Below are 20211 nucleotides of genomic sequence, written 5' to 3'. Positions count from 1 at the left end.
AGACCGTCTATTATTCCAAAATTCCGGTAAACGCCAGCAATTCTCGTTGCTGTTCATCTTGCTTCAACATGGTGATACGCATCTTTTCATGACGCTTTTCCAAACGCTTTTGCGATACCCGAATGGCCCATACGCCAAACCAACGGCCTAAGCCATAACGTGTTCCCAGAATTCTAGAGACCACTGCAACCATACCGTTTAGATCATGATGAGTGGATTCAATATCTTCGACACACAAGATTTCCTGATAACTTCCCGGATCGCCCTGACGTGCACAGCGCCCAGCCAGCTGTCGATCCACCCGACCAGCCTCAAAACGCTCCATCAGAATAACATGTAAACCGCCTAAGTCTTTGACTTCTCGTTCCAATTTAATGTCAGTGCCACGGCCAGCCATGTTAGTCGCTACGGTAATTCGTCCCTGCATCCCGGCCTGAGCAACGATACTCGCCTCTTGCTGATCCTGTTTGGCGTTGAGCAGCTGATGTTCCAACCCGTGATCAGTGAGTAATTCACTCAAATGTTCAGACGCCGCAACTGAACAGGTGCCCACTAGAATAGGTCGACCAGTATCATTAACATCCTCAATCGCCTTAATAATGGCCTGCCAATGTTGCTCTCGTGTTTCGCATACGGTTACGGGGAAGTACTGACGTTTCGAAGGTTGATGAGTAGGAATCGGCATCACCCGCATCCCATAAATGGTCCACAACTCGTTACGCACTTCTCGAGCGGTCCCGGTCATCCCGGACAGATGAATATAACGACGAAAGAAACGCTGATAACTGATTTTAGCCAGCGTCTCGCGTTGCTTACTGACTTCCACCCCTTCCTTGATTTCAATCAGCTGATGTAAGCCGCGTTCCCAGGCTCGATCCGGCATCACCCGACCTGTATTCTCGTCAACGATATGAATCTTATCTTCGTCTGAAATAATGTAGTGCTGATCTTTATGGAACAGTTCACGAGCGGTTAATGCCTGACGCACCACTTCTTCGCGGCGGATCTTGCCGACCCACAACGGCCCTAAGCCATCACACAATTCTGCGATTTTTTCACGCCCTGCATTATTGATGAATAAGGAACGCAGACCACGATGGATGACATAATGCACCTTTTCTTCCAGCTGTTGCGCCAGCTGCCAAGCCTGACGAAGAAAGGTCTCTTCTTCTTCGCCACCCCGATTGGCGGAGATAATCAAAGGTGTTTTGGCATCATCAATCAACACACTGTCGGCTTCATCGAGAATGACAAAGTGCAACCCGCGCTGCATCACTTGTTGGGTTGGGTCTTGGCCTTCATAAAGACTACTCGCTTGAAGTTCGAGATTATGACGCACCTTATCCAACGCCATCAAATCCCGCAAATAATCAAAGGTCAGGTCCTTGTTGCTGCAATAAGTAATATCGCAATCGTATTGCGCGGGACGATCTTTGTGATCAGTTTCGCCAGTCACACAACCGACCGATAACCCCAGGAAACGATAAACCGGCGTCATCTCCTCAGCGTCACGCGCAGTCAGATAATCGTTGGCACTGACCACATGCACTGGCACACCGGCCAAGGCCGCTGTTGCAGCGGGTAAAGCCGCTGTCAGGGTTTTGCCTTCACCGGTCTGCATTTCCGCCAACATGCCAGATAGGATGACGCGCCCACCGATGATCTGGCTATCAAAATGACGCATCCCCAAGGTTCTGCCAGAGGCTTCCCGGATCAGGGCAAAGGCTTTGGCCACCACAGGGTCGGTAAACCCTTCGGAACGCAACAATCGACGAAGTTCAGCAATTCGCGCTTTTAATTGCTGATCAGACAACGAGGTTAATGCTTCTGCTTCGGCATGCACTTTAGGTACAAAACGGCGAAATGGGTATAAACGGCATTTCCAAAGATTCGACACCCGGCCAAACCATTGCCAGCCCCACAGGTTCAGTCCATCACGTTTAATCTCTTTACGCTCAGCACGCGCAGCCCGACTCGCAGGCCGAAATCGATCAAGGTTACTCGAATTCGCTCTACGAGTAACCTTGATCCGGGTATTGGAAACCTGCTCTGCTGATTTGGACTCAATCATCACACCGCAAACTCTTTCAGGAACAAGCGACGCACCAGCAAGTACACACGTTCTGCAATGGCGGTTGGACTGTGTTCAAAGCGCACATAAACTTTCTCGCCCACTCTGGGCTGAGTGTCATTCGGTATCCGTAAATCGAACTGAAACCAGTTTTCCAGAGCTTGCGGTTGATCACTCTGTACCGCAGGATCAACCACAATATCACCGCCACCTTCAAGCGTCAGAGCGGGATCAGGAATCGCACGACTACCGGCTGGGACTTCACGAATCATTTCTGCAACCACTTCCTGATCGATGTGATCAGCGCGACGAGCCGTAATGCCTTTGAGGTCATAACGCACTTTGTGAATATCATCCTGCGACACACTTACCCGAACTCTGGCTTGTTCCTGCTGCTGGATATAACCCAAATATGAGCCTCTCGGTAAGAAGCGTCCGACTAAATCATTCAGTGTTTTGATTTGAGTAATACCGGTTACAGGAGCGCGCACGACCATGGCCGCTAATTGTTCCTCGGCCAAACTCAGTTCGGCTTCGGTGCGTTGCATCTCGTCTTTCAGAATATTGGCTTCAGTCTGGTCAACGCCTATGGTTGCTCGGTGCTTGGCTTGTAATTCCGCCAAACGCGCTTGAGCGATGGCAACATTCGCTTGGATTTCCGGGGAAGCACATTGAATCAAGGCTTGATCGGCAGTGACCGATTGCCCCGGCTCCACTAACACGGCCTGAACAAAGCAATCGGCACCGGCATGTACTTGCGCTTTTTCTGGTGCCCAAAACACACCGGGTACCACGGTAAAGCTCGGAAGAGGCACAAATAGCAAGAGCGCCAACAGCGCCAAAAAGCTGCTAACAGCGACACCCACCCGAGTTCTAAAACGTTTCATTACCGCATCCTGCCATAAGTACTTCACCACTTTATTGAGAGGCGCCAACACCCCGTTATAAATCGACCAACAGGCCAGCAACACACCAATAATAAAGAAATTGGCTGCCACAAACAGCGCAATTGTCACCATCACAAATATGCGATAACAGAACGCCAAAATACTGTAGAAAAATAACCAGCAGCTTTCCCGTTTACTGTGTGAGGGCGACAGTTCTTCAATTCTTAATAGATAGCGACGACACCAATACCCCACATAGCCATTACTTCGTGTGGCTAAATTGGGAATTTCCAACCAATCCGATAATACGTAATAAGCATCGAAACGCAGCAACGGATTACCATTAAAGAGGACGGTAGAAATGCCACCGATCAGCATGACGTTGAACAAGAACGCACGAAATAATCCAGGTTCCACGCTAACCCACAGTAGCACAGCCACGGCCGCTAAAAAGGCTTCCACCAAGATACCGGAGCCCGCCACCAGCATCCGTTGATATTTGGACCGAAAACCCACCGAACTGGAGGCATCCACATAGGGCACCGGAATAAACACCAGAAACATCAAACCCAGCTCATGCACTTCGCCTTGCCAGCGTTTGATGGCATAAGCATGGCCCAGTTCGTGAATCAGCTTAATCACCGGATACACCAAGGCCAACGCAATAAAGTTACCGGTAGAAAACGCCTGATCGGTAAAGTTTTCAGTCAACGCCTTCCAATGAATACCCAACTGAATCAGCGCGGTGATCACCACCGTCAACCAAATAAGTGCCGTCACTCGATTAAACAACCAACGGCCAACCCAAGCCGTGTGCTTGAGATAGACTTCTGGATCAATCAAAGGAATCTTAAGGGAGAGCGGCGACTTAACGTATTGCACCAGTTTATTCTTGCGTTCCACCTGAAAACGACGATTGAGATCGGCGATGTCCGGCAAGGTATCCGAGCGCAATACATTGAACTTATAGAGCTGGCCGAGCAAATAAATCAACTCATCCTGGGTCGGCATGTCATCGCCCAATTGCTCACAGGCCCGTTCCCAGATCTGCTGCATGGTATGACGTCCATCCATCAGCTCGATGATCAGCTTGGCTTCTTTAGAGAACCGGCTGAACTTCCCGCCAATATCGTCCTGCAACACAAACCAAGTTTCACCGCGATACTTCTGACGATGTATTTTTGTGTGTGATCGCAATTGCGGCTTGAGTTTTTCAACCCGATACCAGGACTGACTGAATAAGGAATCACTCATAGCGCATCCTTACCCTAAGGCAGATATTCCCACAGGGTCAACTTAACCCACACCAACAACTTACGCGTCCAGATCCAGATTAACTTACGCTCATCTACCGCAATCTTACCGACACCCTCCATGCCGGGGCGTAACTCTTTCGCGCCTTGTTGATCCTGAGACTGAACAAGCTGAGCTTCTACCCGGAAGAAGTTACCGCCCTCTTCTGCGACCGTCACCGGTGTAATGCGAGACACGGTAAACTGAAAGGTGTATTCAGGGAACGCCGACAACACCAAATCACCCGCTTGCTGAGCTGAGATCTCTGCAATCTCTTTCTCATCCACCAACAAGATAATGCGATAACCATCCAGCGGCGCGACTTCAAACAGCACTTCACCCTGATCGACAAAGCCGCCCAGCCGTTGGCTTAAGTCGCCGGAAATCACCACACCATCAAACGGTGCCACTAATTGACTGCGCGCTAATTTCTCATCGGCCAACGACAACTGCGCCATCGCCTGATCCATCTGAGCTTTGGCGATGTTCACTTCCGAGCGTTGATGCGAGGCAAACGCCTGGTTGTATTGATGACGATATTGGGAACGCTGACTCAACCAGTTTTCCCGTTCCAAGCGCAAATCACGATCATCCAACTGACATAACAATTGCCCGGACTCCACCACATCTCCGGCTTTTACAAAGGCGTCTTTGATATAACCGTTGTAAGGCGCAGCCACGACCCGCTGAACTTCGCCTTCTAATACAACATTGGCAGCAACACGATACTCACCGGTCGCCACAGAGAAGAAACCAATCATTGCTGTCAGAGCTAATAAGGCCAGCTTACGTCCCATGTAATCGACGCCAATGACACGGCCTAACTGTTGTTTACTCCGATCAACTGCAACCCGAAACAAGCTTCGTCGATTGAGTCTCTTATCTTCAAGCGCTGGCGCACACAACACACTGATGCTCTGGCAGTAAGACAGCTCATCGTCGCTAAATGGCCTTGGTTGCAGGTTCTCATCGGCGGTGCGCTCAAACGTCACCACACAGATATATTTATCCGCAACATAAATGGGCAACGACATCACCGAAGCACACTCACTGACTTCCAATAACCAGTGATGATCCGGCGCGGACAGTTCGGTATTGGGCCCCGGATAGCGCAAGCTTTGCCCCGCTACCAAAGCTTCTTCCATCGCTTGCGAAATGGCTCGCACCAGATTCATTTTCTTACCAAACTGCGCGCTGTGCGAAAGAGCCTCGACATGAATTTTGTGCCCATTCGGGAAGCCAATACTGACACGTTCACACTCGAAGCGATTGGCAAGCTCGGTAACAAATGCCATCGCCGACGCCAGAAAGTCTTCCTGACTGTGTACTTTGGCCAGCAGCTCCATCGATTGGTTAGCTTGAGCTCGGTGATGCTCGCTGCTGGTCAATCGCTTACGATTAAAATACAGCTCCAGCCAACCCACCGACCACTGCAATTGGCTCATCGCAGCTTGAAGTTGCGCCACATCTTGCGTCTCTAGCTGCAAAGCAACAATGCCACGTAACTCATTATTCACATGAACCGGATACGCCGCCGCATACTTCTGACCTTGCTCATCCATGGTCAGCAACAAACCACAGCCCTGATCGATGACACCATAAGCCACCACCGACAGTTCCATCACTTCGGCCGATAAGGGCCATTTGGCGATGGGTTTGAACGAATTCTTTTGCTCATCGCGAATCAACAACACGGCGGAACGCACCGAGGTTAACGAGTTGCATTGAATCTCCAACCAATGAAAACAATACTCCGCCAGGGTTAATTCCTGATTGATCAGGTTCATTAAGGTTAACGGGTCTTTCTTAGGAGCAGAAGAGGCTGCAGATTTCGAGGAAGGTTGAGGCTGTTCGGTCATTTATTTACTTCGTCCATGACACGTTTTGTCAGGCTCAACACTTAACCTCAGTAAAGAAGTTAAGCGCCGAACCTTAACGCGAATTAGTGCTTTTGATCAGCAATGTCTGGCTGGGGCTGGCCTTGATCAATCACAATTTCACCCATTTTATCTTCGTACTGAGCAACGGCATTGTTCAACAGTAACGACAAACGCTTGGCTGCATGAGGCCCAAGAATAATGCGGTTAGACAAAGCAATACGAACATCCTGCTGACCCATCGCCCAAGATTGGTTTGCCCCAAATAACAGGTTGAACTCTTCCTTGGTGCTCGACACGTTACACACATTGGCGTAATTCATTTCCATCTTGCTGTCGTCCCAAACAATGCGAACCTGACGTTTTTGTTCTTGTTCGTCTTTTTTCTCTTCGCTCATTTTACTTTCCTTTTGTGTGTAAAGTGATTCAACCCTCAGCCCTGACACTTACTCATCAATCACAAATGAATAAACAGCAGGAACAAAGGGTTGTATTCGATCCTATCCAATCTTGTTCTTTAATGCATCATTGGAAACCAATTGACCGTCTTCCCAGCGAATAAAGCTGCGCTTCTGAGCATCCTGATTCAAGGCTTCACAGTCAACATTCTGCATCGCTAACCAATTATGAACTTTGGCACTGATGCGTTGCTGTTTTGTCATGCTGCCCGTTGCTTGGCCCTGATTTGGCTTGGCTACGGCATTGGACAACACTTTCCAGCCACCCAGTGCCAACAAGGCCGATGCCACGTCTTCACGCTGCAATCCTTCCGTGTCAGCAGTCGAAGCCTGAGGATTGCCAGCCGGAACATGGCCTTTTCCATCCGTTTCAATTTGACCCTCTTGGATTGGTTCTTCTACCGGCGGTTCTTCAACCATGTCAGGGTTGTACGGCACCAGCTGACCGGTCTCAGGATCAAGAACATAAAACTTGCCATCGACTTCCACCGGCTGACCGGCGGCCGTAGCTGGAAGCTGATTCAACTCATTAATGATGACCTCGTTCTCTGACATCGAACTACCGCCATTCTGATCGTAAGAGTCAGACGTAGATAGACTTTCTCGATTTGTCTGACCAAACGAAGTGCCACCACCAGGAGTGTTATTTGGACGTTGACCAGGATTGCCATCATTCGGACGATTACCTGGGAAGTTTTGCTGTGAACCGTTTGCACCCTGACCATAGAGTTTGAACATCTCACGTCCAGCCAAGTCCAGCTGACCCGGTCCAAAGCGTTGAACGTTCTTGATGATCAAACCTTCTTCAGGGGTTTGAGCGGGCTCAACCGTTGCTTTACCGTATTCGAAGACCATGATGTCGCTGGAGAAAGATCCTATGAAGGTATCAGAATCAAAGCCACCCAGCAGTACATCGCTGCCTTCGCCACCTTCCAACGTATCAGCACCACCAATGAAGGAATTATCGGTAGCAAACTCCCGTAAACTGCCACTATCCAGACGAGCCAAGCCACCATCACCAGAAATGAAGTCATTGCCAGCGCCACCCGAGAGAGTATCGCCCGCTGCACCACCGATGATCATATCCGTGCCGTCGTTGCCCTCGATAACATCGGAACCACCCTCATTAGGTTGAAGATCGTTCACGAAGCTCAGTTCCAGAGAAGCAAAGTCACCAGCACCTTGAACCACGCCAAGATCACCAATCAGAATGTCTTCGCCTGCACCACCGCTGACCTGATCATTACCAAGCCCCGCAATCACTATGTCGTTGCCACCATTGGTTGCAATCACATCATTTGCGCTACCAGGAGGTTGATTCTGGGCAATCAGATTTACCCCATTGGCAAAGTCTGCCACGCCAGTATCACCAAAGACGATGTCTCGGTCATTGCCCGTCGTAATTTGATCATTGCCCAAGCCACCCATCACGAGGTTAACGCCATCACCAGAGTTGATCTGGTCATCGCCGCCTAATGGGTTTTGTCGAGTAACACTTTGCTGTAGGAGACCCGCCTGGAAGTGCAAGTCGCCATTATCACCAAGAAGAACATCTGAACCTCTGCCTGAGCTCACGCTATCATCACCCAGACCTGCAATGGCGGCATTGTCACCATCACCTAGGTTTAACTGATCATCCGCCGTGAGCCCGATATTGGACACAGCCGTAGCAAAGGCTTCGGCTGGCACAGGTTGAACAGACGCTTCAAGAGATAGTGCATTACCGTCTTCAATAATGTCACCTATATCGGCCAAAACTTGATCATTGCCAGCGCCCGTCACTATGCTGTCTGAGCCCAGTCCAGCAATCACCCAGTTATCGCCATCACCAGCGTTTACTGAATCATTACCACCATCCAGTTCCTGAGTGCTGAACATCTGAGTAGCGATATTGGTTCTATGATATTCACCTGAATCCAACAAGATACGATCATCGCCTGAACCAGACGTCACCTGATCCGATCCCTGACCGGCAATAATGAGATTGTCGCCATCACCCGCCGCAATCACATCAGCATCAGCCACCGTTGTTTGCAATGAGCTAACCGCATGCAATTGATCTTCAGTACGGGTCACACGACCTATATCACCAAAGATAATGTCTGAACCCTGACCTGTAGTGACGGTATCGGCACCGACACCGGCTAGAATCACATTATCGCCATTTACAGCGCCGATGGTATCGTTACCACCGTCCTCTTCCTGGGTAGTAAAGACTCGGTTTAGGTTGCCAGCCACATAATGCAGCTCGCCGTTATCGCCGAGGATGTGGTCAGCGCCGGTACCTGATGTAACTACGTCATCACCCAGACCAGCAATGACGATGTTGTCACCGTCGCCGACATTAAGAACATCGTTGTCTGTGGAGGTTTGTGTCGAAGCTATAAAGCTGGCATCGCCATTCGTTTCCAACGTAATGGAAGCAATGTCTCCCATCACTAAGTCATTGCCAGACCCAGTGGTGACAGTATCGGCACCGACACCAGCCAGAATCACATTATCGCCATTTGCAGCGTCGATGGTGTCGTTTCCACCGTCTGCTTCTTGAGTAGTAAAGGCTCGGTTCAGGTTGCCTGCCACATAATGCAGCTCGCCGTTATCGCCAAGGATATGATCAGCACCATCACCGGAAGTGATCGTATCGTCACCCAGACCAGCAATGACGATGTTGTCGCCGTCACCGACATTAAGAACATCGTTGTCAGCAGAGGTTTGTGTCGAAGCTGTGAAGCTGGCATCGCCATTCGTTTCCAACGTAATGGAAGCAATGTCACCCATCACAATATCGTTGCCAGCACCCGTGGTGACAGTATCGGCACCGACACCAGCCAGAATCACATTATCGCCGTTTGCAGCGTCGATGGTGTCGTTTCCGCCCATGTGTTCTTGTGAAGGGTTTTCCTGAGTGGTAAAGGCTCGGTTTAGGTTGCCAACCACATAATGCAGCTCGCCGTTATCGCCGAGGATGTGGTCAGCGCCGGTACCTGATGTAACTACGTCATCACCCAGACCTGCGATCACAATGTTGTCGCCGTCACCGACATTGAGAACATCGTTGTCAGCAGAAGTTTGTGTTGAAGCAATGAAGCTGGCATCGCCATTCGTTTCCAACGTAATGGAAGCAATGTCCCCCATCACAATATCGTTACCAGAGCCCGTGGTGACGGTATCCGCACCGACACCGGCCAGAATCACGTTATCGCCGTTTGCAGCGTCGATGGTGTCGTTTCCGCCCATATGTTCTTGTGAAGGGTCATCCTGAGTGGTAAAGACTCGGTTTAGATTACCAGCCACATAATGCAGCTCGCCGTTATCACCGAGGATATGATCAGCACCCGTACCCGATGTAACTACATCGTCACCCAGACCTGCGATCACGATGTTGTTACCGTCACCGACGTTCAATACGTCGTTATCCGCTGAAGTTTGCGTCGAAGCTATGAAGCTGGCATCGCCATTCGTTTCCAACGTAATGGAAGCAATGTCGCCCATCACTAAGTCATTGCCAGAGCCCGTGGTGACGGTATCGGCACCGACACCGGCCAGAATCACGTTATCGCCGTTTGCAGCGTCGATGGTGTCGTTTCCGCCCATGTGTTCTTGTGAAGGGTCATCCTGAGTGGTAAAGACTCGGTTTAGGTTACCAGCCACATAATGCAGTTCGCCATTATCACCGAGGATATGGTCAGCACCATCACCGGAAGTGATCGTATCGTCACCCAGACCAGCAATGACGATGTTGTCGCCGTCACCGACATTAAGAACATCGTTGTCAGCAGAGGTTTGTGTCGAAGCTATGAAGCTGGCATCGCCATTCGTTTCCAACGTAATGGAAGCAATGTCACCCATCACAATATCGTTGCCAGACCCTGTGGTGACGGTATCGGCACCGACACCAGCCAGAATCACATTATCGCCACTTGCAGCATCAATGGTGTCGTTTCCACCGTCTTCTTCCTGCGTGGTAAAGGCTCGGTTTAGGCTACCTTCAACGTAATGCAGCTCGCCATTATCACCGAGGATATGGTCAGCGCCGGTACCTGATGTAACTACGTCATCACCCAAACCAGCAATGACGATGTTGTCACCGTCGCCAACGTTCAGTACGTCGTTATCCGCTGAAGTTTGCATCGAAGCAATGAAACTGGCATCGCCATTCGTTTCCAACGTAATGGAAGCAATGTCTCCCATCACAATATCGTTGCCAGAGCCAGTGGTGACGGTATCGGCACCGACACCAGCCAGAATCACATTATCGCCACTTGCAGCATCAATGGTGTCGTTTCCACCATCTTCTTCCTGCGTGGTAAAGGCTCGGTTTAGGTTGCCAACCACATAATGCAGCTCGCCGTTATCCCCAAGGATATGGTCAGCACCATCACCGGAAGTGATCGTATCGTCACCCAGGCCAGCAATGACGATGTTGTCGCCGTCACCGACGTTCAGCACGTCGTTATCCGCTGAAGTTTGTGTCGAAGCTATGAAACTGGCATCGCCATTCGTCTCCAACGTAATGGAAGCAATGTCGCCCATCACTAGATCATTGCCAGAGCCCGTGGTGACGGTATCGGCGCCAACACCAGCCAGAATCACATTATCGCCATTTTCAGCATCAATGGTGTCGTTTCCACCATCTTCTTCCTGCGTGGTAAAGGCTCGGTTTAGGTTGCCAACCACATAATGGAGTTCGCCATTATCACCGAGGATGTGGTCAACACCGGTACCTGATGTAACTACGTCATCGCCCAGACCAGCAATGACGATGTTGTCACCGTCGCCGACGTTCAAGGTATCATCTGCGTCATAGTCGGTGGATTGAGCAATCGATACCACATCCAACGTGGTATCAGTTACATCCACTCGACCCAGATCACCCAGAACTATGTCACTGCCAGCCCCCGTGGTCACAACGTCATTACCAAGGCCTGCAATCACAAGATTGTTGCCATCACCGGCATTGATGGTGTCATTACCATTAAATTGATCGTTAGAGGCTTCGGACTCGGCAGAAGCCGAGGTCAGCACGCCTGCTGCGTTAAACAATGCCTGACCGCCATCCCCAAACAGGATGTCGTCACCCAGTAAACTGGTGATCTGATCATCGGCACCACCACCGAAGATGACGTTATGGATAGACGCATCCGTAGCAGAGCCACCCGTAATCTGGTCGTTACCATCACGAGATGTGGTACTCACCCGAACCGCTGTAACCGCAGCCAAGGTAGATAATTCCACTTCACCGTTATCGCCCAATAACCAGTTGGTGTCCGCTCCCGCAGTGATGGAATCTGCACCGCCACCAGCAATCACTAGATCCAGGCCATCCGACACATCAATGGTATCATTGCCAAAAGTATCCAGATCTGAATAGATCATCGCCAACTGATCAATATCGCGCATGGTAATGTCATCACCCGCCGCGTTAACTACATGACCACCGTCACCGATCACGATGTCATTGCCCGTGCTTGACGTGATGTTATCGTCGCCATTGTTGGCGATGATTAAATCATTGCCTTCCGCACCAGAGATCACATCATTAAAGTTAGACCCGTAGATAGTGTCATGGCCCAATTCGCCCAAAATGGTGATGCCTAATGGTGACGCCGAAGCATCAATGACATCGTCACCGTCTTGGCCATGGATGGTTAAGCTTGGAGTTCGACCATTAAGTTCGAAGTCAGTCATACGAAGGTCGTCATCACCCGTACCTGTGAACAGCTCGGTGTGATCATTCGCATGAATATTGGAAATGGTGATGTCGTTTCCGCCGCTGCCACTGTAGATGGTCAAGCCTTCACTGAAATCACCGCCTAAGGAGTGATAGAAAATATCACCTGCGGTATAGCCCGTCAGTCCGGTATAACCAGTCAAACCAAGTGAGGTTGCTTCTGAGTCACCCAGCAGTTGTTCTGCACTGCTCATCACAACCGTGTCGCCAGAAGTATCAGCAACATCGGTAATGGTTAAGCGATTAGCCCCTTCGCCACCATCCACAGCCAGCTTGCCAAGGATTGTGGATAACTCCATATTGGCCGTGTCACCGCTTTCACGATACGCCGCATTTTGGTCATTACCGACCAAAATGGTGTCATTACCAAGCCCTGTATCCACTAGGGTAATGGCATGTTCAGAGGTTCCTTCCACAAACACTTGATCATCGCCGGAACCGGTACGAATGGTCAGCGATTCAATGGTGTCGTAATTCACCGTAATATCAGCACGTTCGATGCCCAAACCGGTAACAGAGATGTTATTAGTCACCTGCGTTTCGGTGAAGTCGATCATTTCAAAACGGGTGGTTTCATCGATCAGAACACCCGATTCAACACGTTGATTAACAATGTCCGCGAAGGTCGCGTCAAACTCAGAGCGCGACATCAGGGTTAATGGGCTGGCCAATAACTGAATGTCCATCGAACCGGATAGGTAATCGTAACGATCTGGATCGGTGGTATACAAAGTGACAGTTTGAGTAGGCGAACGGCCGTCATCGTACACAGTGGTAGTAATCACACGATACGCACTGACCACAAAGAAGTCGCCCAACTCGCTATCACCCAACAAGCCTTTCTGAGTTTCGGCGTCGTAGCTGTACTCAATGGTGCGACCCAAACGACCGGTTGCGATGGTCACATCCTGACGAGTCGATTCCACCGAGTTGGTTTGCGTGACACGAACGTTGTCAGCAGAACTGTCGCCAGTATCAAGTATTTCAATGCTATCAACGCCTTCGCCACCGTCGAGTTTCAACAGCTGGAACACCAGCTCTTGTGGCAACAGGCTTTGACCATCCAACTGCAGATCAAGATCATCGACGGTTCCTTGAGCGTTACCAACGATGATGCGGTCTTCACCGGCTCCGGCATGAACTTCAGTACGATCATTAATGCCTTTAATGCGGATGGTGTCATTACCACCGCCGGCATTGATGATAGTGCGTGTTTGCTCTGCGGTATCAACTACAGTGAAGTCATCATCGCTGTCACCCAGGTTGATCTCCACTACATCCATATTGCTGTAGTAGATGCCGTATTTAGTACCCAACCCTTGAATGGTATCGGACAGGTTCGATGAACTGATTGTCGCCGAAACGATGAAGTCGTTAGCAACATCCAAGGTTAACGGCACATCCGCATACACCAACCATTCGACATTACCGGCACTGTTGACGGTACGAACGGTATGGATGTGACTGATTGCAGCACCATTTGCCGTTTCGTAGTAGTTGCGATCTACCAACAGCTCGACAGGAATCGGTGCTTGAGGAATCTCGGCATAACCCAAGCCAGCCAAATACGCCTCTGCTTCCGCTTCGGTGGCAAAAGTTTCTTCCAACGCACCTTGCTGTTGTCCATCCACCGTCGTCATCAGATACACGTAAGCGGCGATCAACGAACCATCGTCGTTGTAACGGTAGTAGGTAGCGTAACGCGTGTCTGTACCTGCTTTGCTGTAGAGTGCAGACTGATCTTCCTGAGCCGCCGAAGAGGTGTCGGTCGGCGCATCAATCAAGCCATACCCCAAGGACGCAAGATACGTATCCAAATCTGCTTGAGAACTGAAGCGATTAATAAAGGCTCCATCAACGATTTCAACTTGCGTGGTACCGGAAGGGTCATTGACCATTTCAGAGACTAAATCCGTGGTGCGACCATTATTCCCCGCCGCAAATTGGATCTCATTCAAGCGAACGATTTGTTCCTGAATGCTTTCAGCTATGGCATCTGACGAAACACCCAATGGCAAACTGCCATCCAAGGCGGACGCATCGGTCACCAAATCAGGACGGGCGATCTCACGGCGTTCCATACTGCCATCGCCATCACCCAATTGATTATTGATGATCAGACGATCCTGACCAAAGGCGCCTTCGATCGTCACAGCACCTTGAATGCCGTCGAGGTTGTAGTTTGCATCCACATGGATGTTCTTAACCACGGTGGGTAACGGCAATTTCGCCCCGACCACACGGCTGTCCGTTTCTGTGACCACCACATCCTGGTATTCATCCGGTACGTCGATGCGATCATAAAGAATATCGAGCAACTCCTCTTCGGTGTACCAAGCACCGAATTCCGCCACTAGCGCCGTCCAATAAGGGTGCGTCGCCGCAGAAGTTGGAGTCAATGAAGAGATCACTTGCGGATCTAATCCACCCGCTAAATGCGAATACTTGTCGCGCATCCAGCTCAGGTAAACCGGCTTCAGAACCCATTCGGTATGGGCTTCTTCCACCAATTCTTGGGTAACGTAAGTGGTGTCGAAATCATCCCAGAACTTCTCAAGTACTGAGCGGCCTTGATCGATCACAGTGAAGTCCAGTGCATCGCCACCAAAGTAGACTTCATCCTCACCAGTACCGGTATTTACCCGAACGGTCTGGCCATCCAACGTGCCATAAATGTATACGGTATCGTCACCACCACCGGTCATGACCAGCAACTGCTCAATGGATTCGATGCGTTCTATTTGTAGACCAGAGCCATAAATGCGTTGCACTTCTTTGGTGCCGCCCATGCCATCATCGATGGTTTCCACGAAGATGTAGAAAGTATCGGCCAAGGCAGTACCTGAAATGGCCAGACTGTCGAAGCCGCCACCGCCCAATACATTTACTGGCGCACCATTGATGACACTCAGAATGTCCGTGGTATTTTCATCCGGTTCTTCTTGATCCTCTTTACCCGCACCGACATTGGCAACGGTCGATTCTTCCGTACCCGCCGTCGTCACATGCGCTTTCAGGAAGAAGGTATCGTCGTCTTCTTCACCGTACAGCCAGATTTCAGCAATGTTGTGGTTTACTTCGAAGTAATCATCACCGGTGCCACCATAGAACCAGGATTCCGAGCTCACCCCATCGGTGATCTCATCCACCACTTCAATCGCACCATAGGTCACATCATTAGCCAGCTTGGTCGAGAGCACATTACCGATGAAGAAGAGATCATCGCCGGCTTCACCAAAGGTACGCATTTCAATGCCTTCGCTGTTGTCATCAACAATCAAAGTATCGTCACCGGCACCGGCATAGACTTGCAGATCCTCAGCGGAACCGTAATTCACGGTTTGATAGAAGATATTGCCTGAACCAACCTGGTCGGTATCACGAGTAGTCACATCGGTACTGAATTGCTCTTGTCCAACCGCTGAGAACTGCTGTTGAATGGCCGTAATATCGCCGGTAACCCGCTGAACCGTATCCACATCAAACAATAACAAGTCAGCATCGTTCGTGCCGAATAAGCGAACCCGATCAATCAATACGGTGCCCACTTCGGTGATTTCAGAGCCATCGGCCAGATAGGTAGTTGCGCTGTCGCGGATATCGATCAATGAATCTTGCGTGACACCACCATTCACATCGTAATAGATGTCATAGGTATCGCCTTCGTAACCGCCATCCAGAATCGCCGTATGCTGCCAGTCATGAATCTGATAGTCGTTAATCCCCTGACCACCGGTTAGGGTGACTTGCTCAAAGACATCACGCAGAATTTCAAGCTCATAATAGGCCGACTCATCAGCAAAGAGCGCATTACCTGACACGTCTTGAGTAGCAATCAATAGCGTATTTACCGCATCTACGCCTGCACCTACGGCCAAAGGATCATCCGCCGATTGTACCGCCGACGCTTCCAAACGGAAGTTGGCATTGCGTTGCTCGATCAGAGAATCCACTTCACCGTCATCAGTGGTGGTATCACCGACGGATACTTCATAGAAGAGATCCACCGAGCGACCACCGACCACAATATCGGCACCTTCACCGCCAACAATGGTTTCGGAGAAATCGGAGCCCACCAACACATCATTACCTGTGCCGCCATCAAGCGTCAGTTGCGTTAACTGCGTATCAATACCTTCCGCAGACGCCGTAATATCCGGAACTTCTGCAAAATCCGCATTCCATTCACCGGCATAGAAGCGATCATCTCCACCGCCCAACTCGAACACCAACTCATCGCTGAGATCAGTACGCCCCAGATAGAACTGACGAGAGCTTGGGGTATTGGCATTGAAGTCGGTACCACTTAATGACCAATCGACAATGTATTGCTCGGCCGAATTGGTCATGGTCATCACATCGTCGATCATCAAGTCATCACTTTGAGTGAAAATCACTTGATCGACTTTGCCATCACGATTAGACGCGGTCGTCGCACGCGACGCCGCCACTAATGCCGGATTCAACGCCAATGGCAACAATGCAGCATCCAAATAACGGCGAACAATATCGCCACCAAGATCCAACGCTAAACTGTCGATCTTAGTCTTAGCGATGTCTTCAAGACGAATGACATCTGCACCGTCAGAACCACTAACGAAGAGATTCTCAAACTCCAACAGTTCAACGGATTCAGCACCGTTGGAGCCCGCCGCTTGCCAGCTCATGTCCAGTTGATCCGCATTCACACCAGTCAAGGCCAGGCCTTCACCGGACGCCGACAGTCCTTGCGCAGACACCAAGACCACAGTATCGCGACCAGTGTCAGTACCGTCGCCTATCAAGCCATCCCGTAGACCACCACGGAACACGATGTCGCTGTCATCACCACGACGCCACACCATGATGTCATTTCCGGCACCACCGACAATCACATCCGCATGACGGCTGCCCCAAAGAGTGTCGTCGCCTTCTTCACCATACAGACTCACCGCAATCGGAGAATCACTGGCATCAATAACATCATGGCCCATCTGGCCATACACCGTCAGTTGCGTCTCGGCAGAAGACACAAAGTTATTAATGGTGATGTCGTCATTGCCCAAACCGGCATAAAGCTCGGTATGGCTGCCAGTAAACGCCGAATTGAAAACGTAAGTGTTTCCACCGGAACCACCTCGAACGATCAAGCCAAGATCAAATTCACCCAAGGCCGAGTAATAAATACCGCCCGCCGCAAAGCCTGAGATCAATTCTTCAGACGCTGTACGTGAGAAGGTAATGGACTTAGCCGTTGCAGAGCCGGTGTCATCGATTTCGAGAGAGTTATTGCCCGTGCCCGCATCAAGGTGCAGATCCTGAGCTAACTGATTGGTGGTATTGCTGCTGTCAGCAACGCGAATAACATCATCACCACCGTTGGTTTCGAGGTAGGTCTCAGCGCGGGTCTCTTCAACCGTGACCTGATCAGCACCGCCGCCTAAGAAGATATTCAAACGCTCAACACCAGAGTAACTAATCAAACCGCTGAGATTACTGCTGGTATTCATCGCACCGGTAATGGTGCCATTAACCAGAGACACCGTGCGACCAGACGTATTGGACGTATCCTGAACACGCAACACATCCTGCGTACCGCTTCCTAAATCCAGCGTCAGGTCGGTTAAAGTGATGGCTTGCGTGGAACTGTCACCCGATCCAATAAGGTCTTCACCGACGATTACTTCATCGGAACCCGCACCGGTATTCAGAGTCAGTGTTTCAATCTCAGCAACGCTATTGAGTTGAACGGTGTTATTTTCATCGCCTTGATTAATATCAAGATTTTCAAAGCCACGAATATAGATGTCGTAACGACTGCCAAAGCCGCTCAAGGTGTCATAGGTTGTCGATTTCCACTCGATGAATTCAGAGGTATCACCGTCTTCGTCGATGTCATCTACATCCACAGAACGACCGGACACGAAATCATTATCGACGGTCAGAGTTAAGGCCTCAGAGGCGTACACATTGAAACCGATCACATTGCCGTTTTCGTCTTCCACCAAGGCAATGTTAATTTCACCGACCAAGGTATCCGTGCTACTCACATAAGACACAGGCGCTTGCACTGGCGAGTCCGGTACAAAGGCGTACTGCGTACGCACCTCAAGTGTTTCAGAGACACCCAAAACGTTGTTGAGATAATCTTTCAATTCAGACGCCGTCCACTCGCCGCCGGAATCTTCCGCCAACAACGGCGTTGCCGTCAGCAAGGTATCGGATGTGGTGTCATCACCGCGTTGATAGATCCAGACTTTGTCCTGAATTTTGTTGCCATTGACGTCGAACTTATAGCTGGCGTAACTGAAATATTGCTGACGCACAAAGTTATTCGCCCAGTAGTTCAATAAGGCCGTTTCGTTGTTAAAGACGGCAATAGTTTCGGACTGTGCAGCCACGATATTAATGTCGTTAATGTCCGTTCCGAGATCAGCGACCTGATCATAGCCATCTTCAAAAATCGCCGCCCACAACAGGTTATCGTACTCATCGTAATGACGAACGATTTTGACGTCTTCTTCGTTGATGTCCAAGGTAGTCTGGAAAACATTGATCTGGTCATTGGTCTTGGCCGTAGTCACTTCTGGCGAGAAGCTATAGCCATAGTTCGACAGGTATTGATCCAAATCCAAACCAGAGGCAACCGCCACTAAATCACCGTAACGATCGATAAATTCCTGTACACCCAAGTATTCCAGGGCACCCGCCATATCAACGGACAAGCCTTCGTTCTCCAACGATTGCTTGAGACTGGCATCGTTACTGATACGGGTATTGATCGCCGTTGCATCGACCTGATCAAATTCCTGAATCTTCTGACCGGCCACCAAAGTGACATCCGTCTGACCGTTCGGGTTATCCAGCATGTCGTTAACAACACCCGGACGGCGTACCTGATTATCGCGATACAAGGTGCTGGCCGCAGCATCAGCCACCAATTGGTAATCCACCGAGGTGCCCGCCAACATCGTTTGCAATACCGAGCTGTCGATATCGAAACGCGCTTTTACAACATCCGCCGTCTGAATCGATGATTCCAGATCATCGCCCGAAGACTTGTACTGCTGATTGTTGATGTAAATGCTGTCGTTGCCCTGAACACCAAACAGCGACACCGCTCCTTGCAACTTACTTAGATCAAAGTTCGCCGGTACCGTGACTTCCAACTCATACTCAGGCACGGTCGGGCCGAAGGTTTCGATCTTCTGCTCCAGCGGGAAGTACTGATCGGTTTCGCGATACGCATCGACCACGTTCTGATCGTACAGATAGGTCAATACGTCGTCGACGAAATCACGGTAATCCCAGTGCCACCACCAGAAGCCCCAACCCACCAGACCATAACGGTAGTAGCCATTCCACCAGATATCATTGACCCAGTTCCAGGCAAAGTAATAAGGGAAGTTGAACGGTGTAATGTAATCGTTGCTGTTAAAGACATCGTCGATGCCCCAGGCATCGCCTAACCAGTTCGGCTCATACTGGCTCCAGGTTGAAGACGTCTCGCCCAGTTGCGGATCTTGTTGCGTCACCACATCCAGAAGCACTTGTTCAGCCACTTCCGCTTCAGGAATGGTGACATTGAAGTTTAATTCGCCACCACCAAAGTGCACTTCATCATCACCGGTACCGGTATTGATCAGCAATTCCTGACCGTCCAGCGTACCGTACATGTAAATGGTGTCGTTACCGCCACCGGTCAGCAGCATCAAACGCTCGATGCTGTCGATTTCTTCGATCACCAAACCTGCGCCGTAAATGCGCTGAACCTCAACCAGATTACCTTCATCATCGGTGACGGTTTCTACGAACACATAGAAAGTATCATCAAGCACTGTACCGGCAATCACCAAGGTATCGAAACCACCACCGCCAAGAATATGTACCTTGTTATTCTTCACATAACTGAACA

Annotated in this window: 5 protein-coding genes (1 of these 5 cut by a window edge); all 5 read right to left on the bottom strand. The window is 50.2% G+C overall.

Going from position 1 to position 20211, the window contains the following annotated elements:
* Positions 1–10 precede the first annotated feature (10 nt).
* Positions 11–2071 (bottom strand): preprotein translocase subunit SecA, encoded by a 2061-nt coding sequence (locus ACFOEK_RS17170; RefSeq protein WP_386722700.1) that lies wholly within the window; start codon positions 2069–2071, stop codon positions 11–13.
* Positions 2071–4212: a hypothetical protein gene (locus tag ACFOEK_RS17165; RefSeq protein ID WP_386722699.1), complete on the bottom strand. Its 2142-nt coding sequence runs from the start codon at positions 4210–4212 to the stop codon at positions 2071–2073. Before ACFOEK_RS17165 ends, ACFOEK_RS17170 begins: the two co-directional genes overlap by 1 nt.
* A gap of 14 nt (positions 4213–4226) precedes the next feature.
* Complete coding sequence (locus tag ACFOEK_RS17160; protein WP_386722698.1) at positions 4227–6110, bottom strand: efflux RND transporter periplasmic adaptor subunit; 1884 nt, start codon at positions 6108–6110, stop codon at positions 4227–4229.
* Between the two features lie 83 nt (positions 6111–6193).
* Entirely contained in the window at positions 6194–6526 is a 333-nt protein-coding gene (locus ACFOEK_RS17155; protein ID WP_386722697.1) for a DUF3467 domain-containing protein, read from the bottom strand.
* A 102-nt stretch (positions 6527–6628) separates the two neighbouring features.
* A protein-coding gene (locus ACFOEK_RS17150; protein WP_386722696.1) for a DUF4347 domain-containing protein crosses the window boundary here: on the bottom strand, positions 6629–20211 show its final stretch. Its footprint extends 16840 nt past the window's final position; only the last 13583 of its 30423 coding nucleotides appear in the window; its start codon lies beyond the right edge, outside the window; its stop codon occupies positions 6629–6631.

It is taken from the genome of Litoribrevibacter euphylliae (assembly GCF_042646085.1).
Taxonomy (GTDB): domain Bacteria; phylum Pseudomonadota; class Gammaproteobacteria; order Pseudomonadales; family Litoribrevibacteraceae; genus Litoribrevibacter; species Litoribrevibacter euphylliae.
The sequence above is the reverse complement of the archived record's forward strand: the minus strand, read 5'-3'. Positions and strand labels throughout refer to the sequence as shown.

Bases quoted from the DNA above. Each gene is read 5' to 3' on its own strand.
- ACFOEK_RS17170 (WP_386722700.1), bottom strand. From the start codon at position 2,071: ATGATTGAGTCCAAATCAGCAGAGCAGGTTTCCAATACCCGGATCAAG.
- ACFOEK_RS17165 (WP_386722699.1), bottom strand. From the start codon at position 4,212: ATGAGTGATTCCTTATTCAGTCAGTCCTGGTATCGGGTTGAAAAACTC.
- ACFOEK_RS17160 (WP_386722698.1), bottom strand. From the start codon at position 6,110: ATGACCGAACAGCCTCAACCTTCCTCGAAATCTGCAGCCTCTTCTGCT.
- ACFOEK_RS17155 (WP_386722697.1), bottom strand. From the start codon at position 6,526: ATGAGCGAAGAGAAAAAAGACGAACAAGAACAAAAACGTCAGGTTCGC.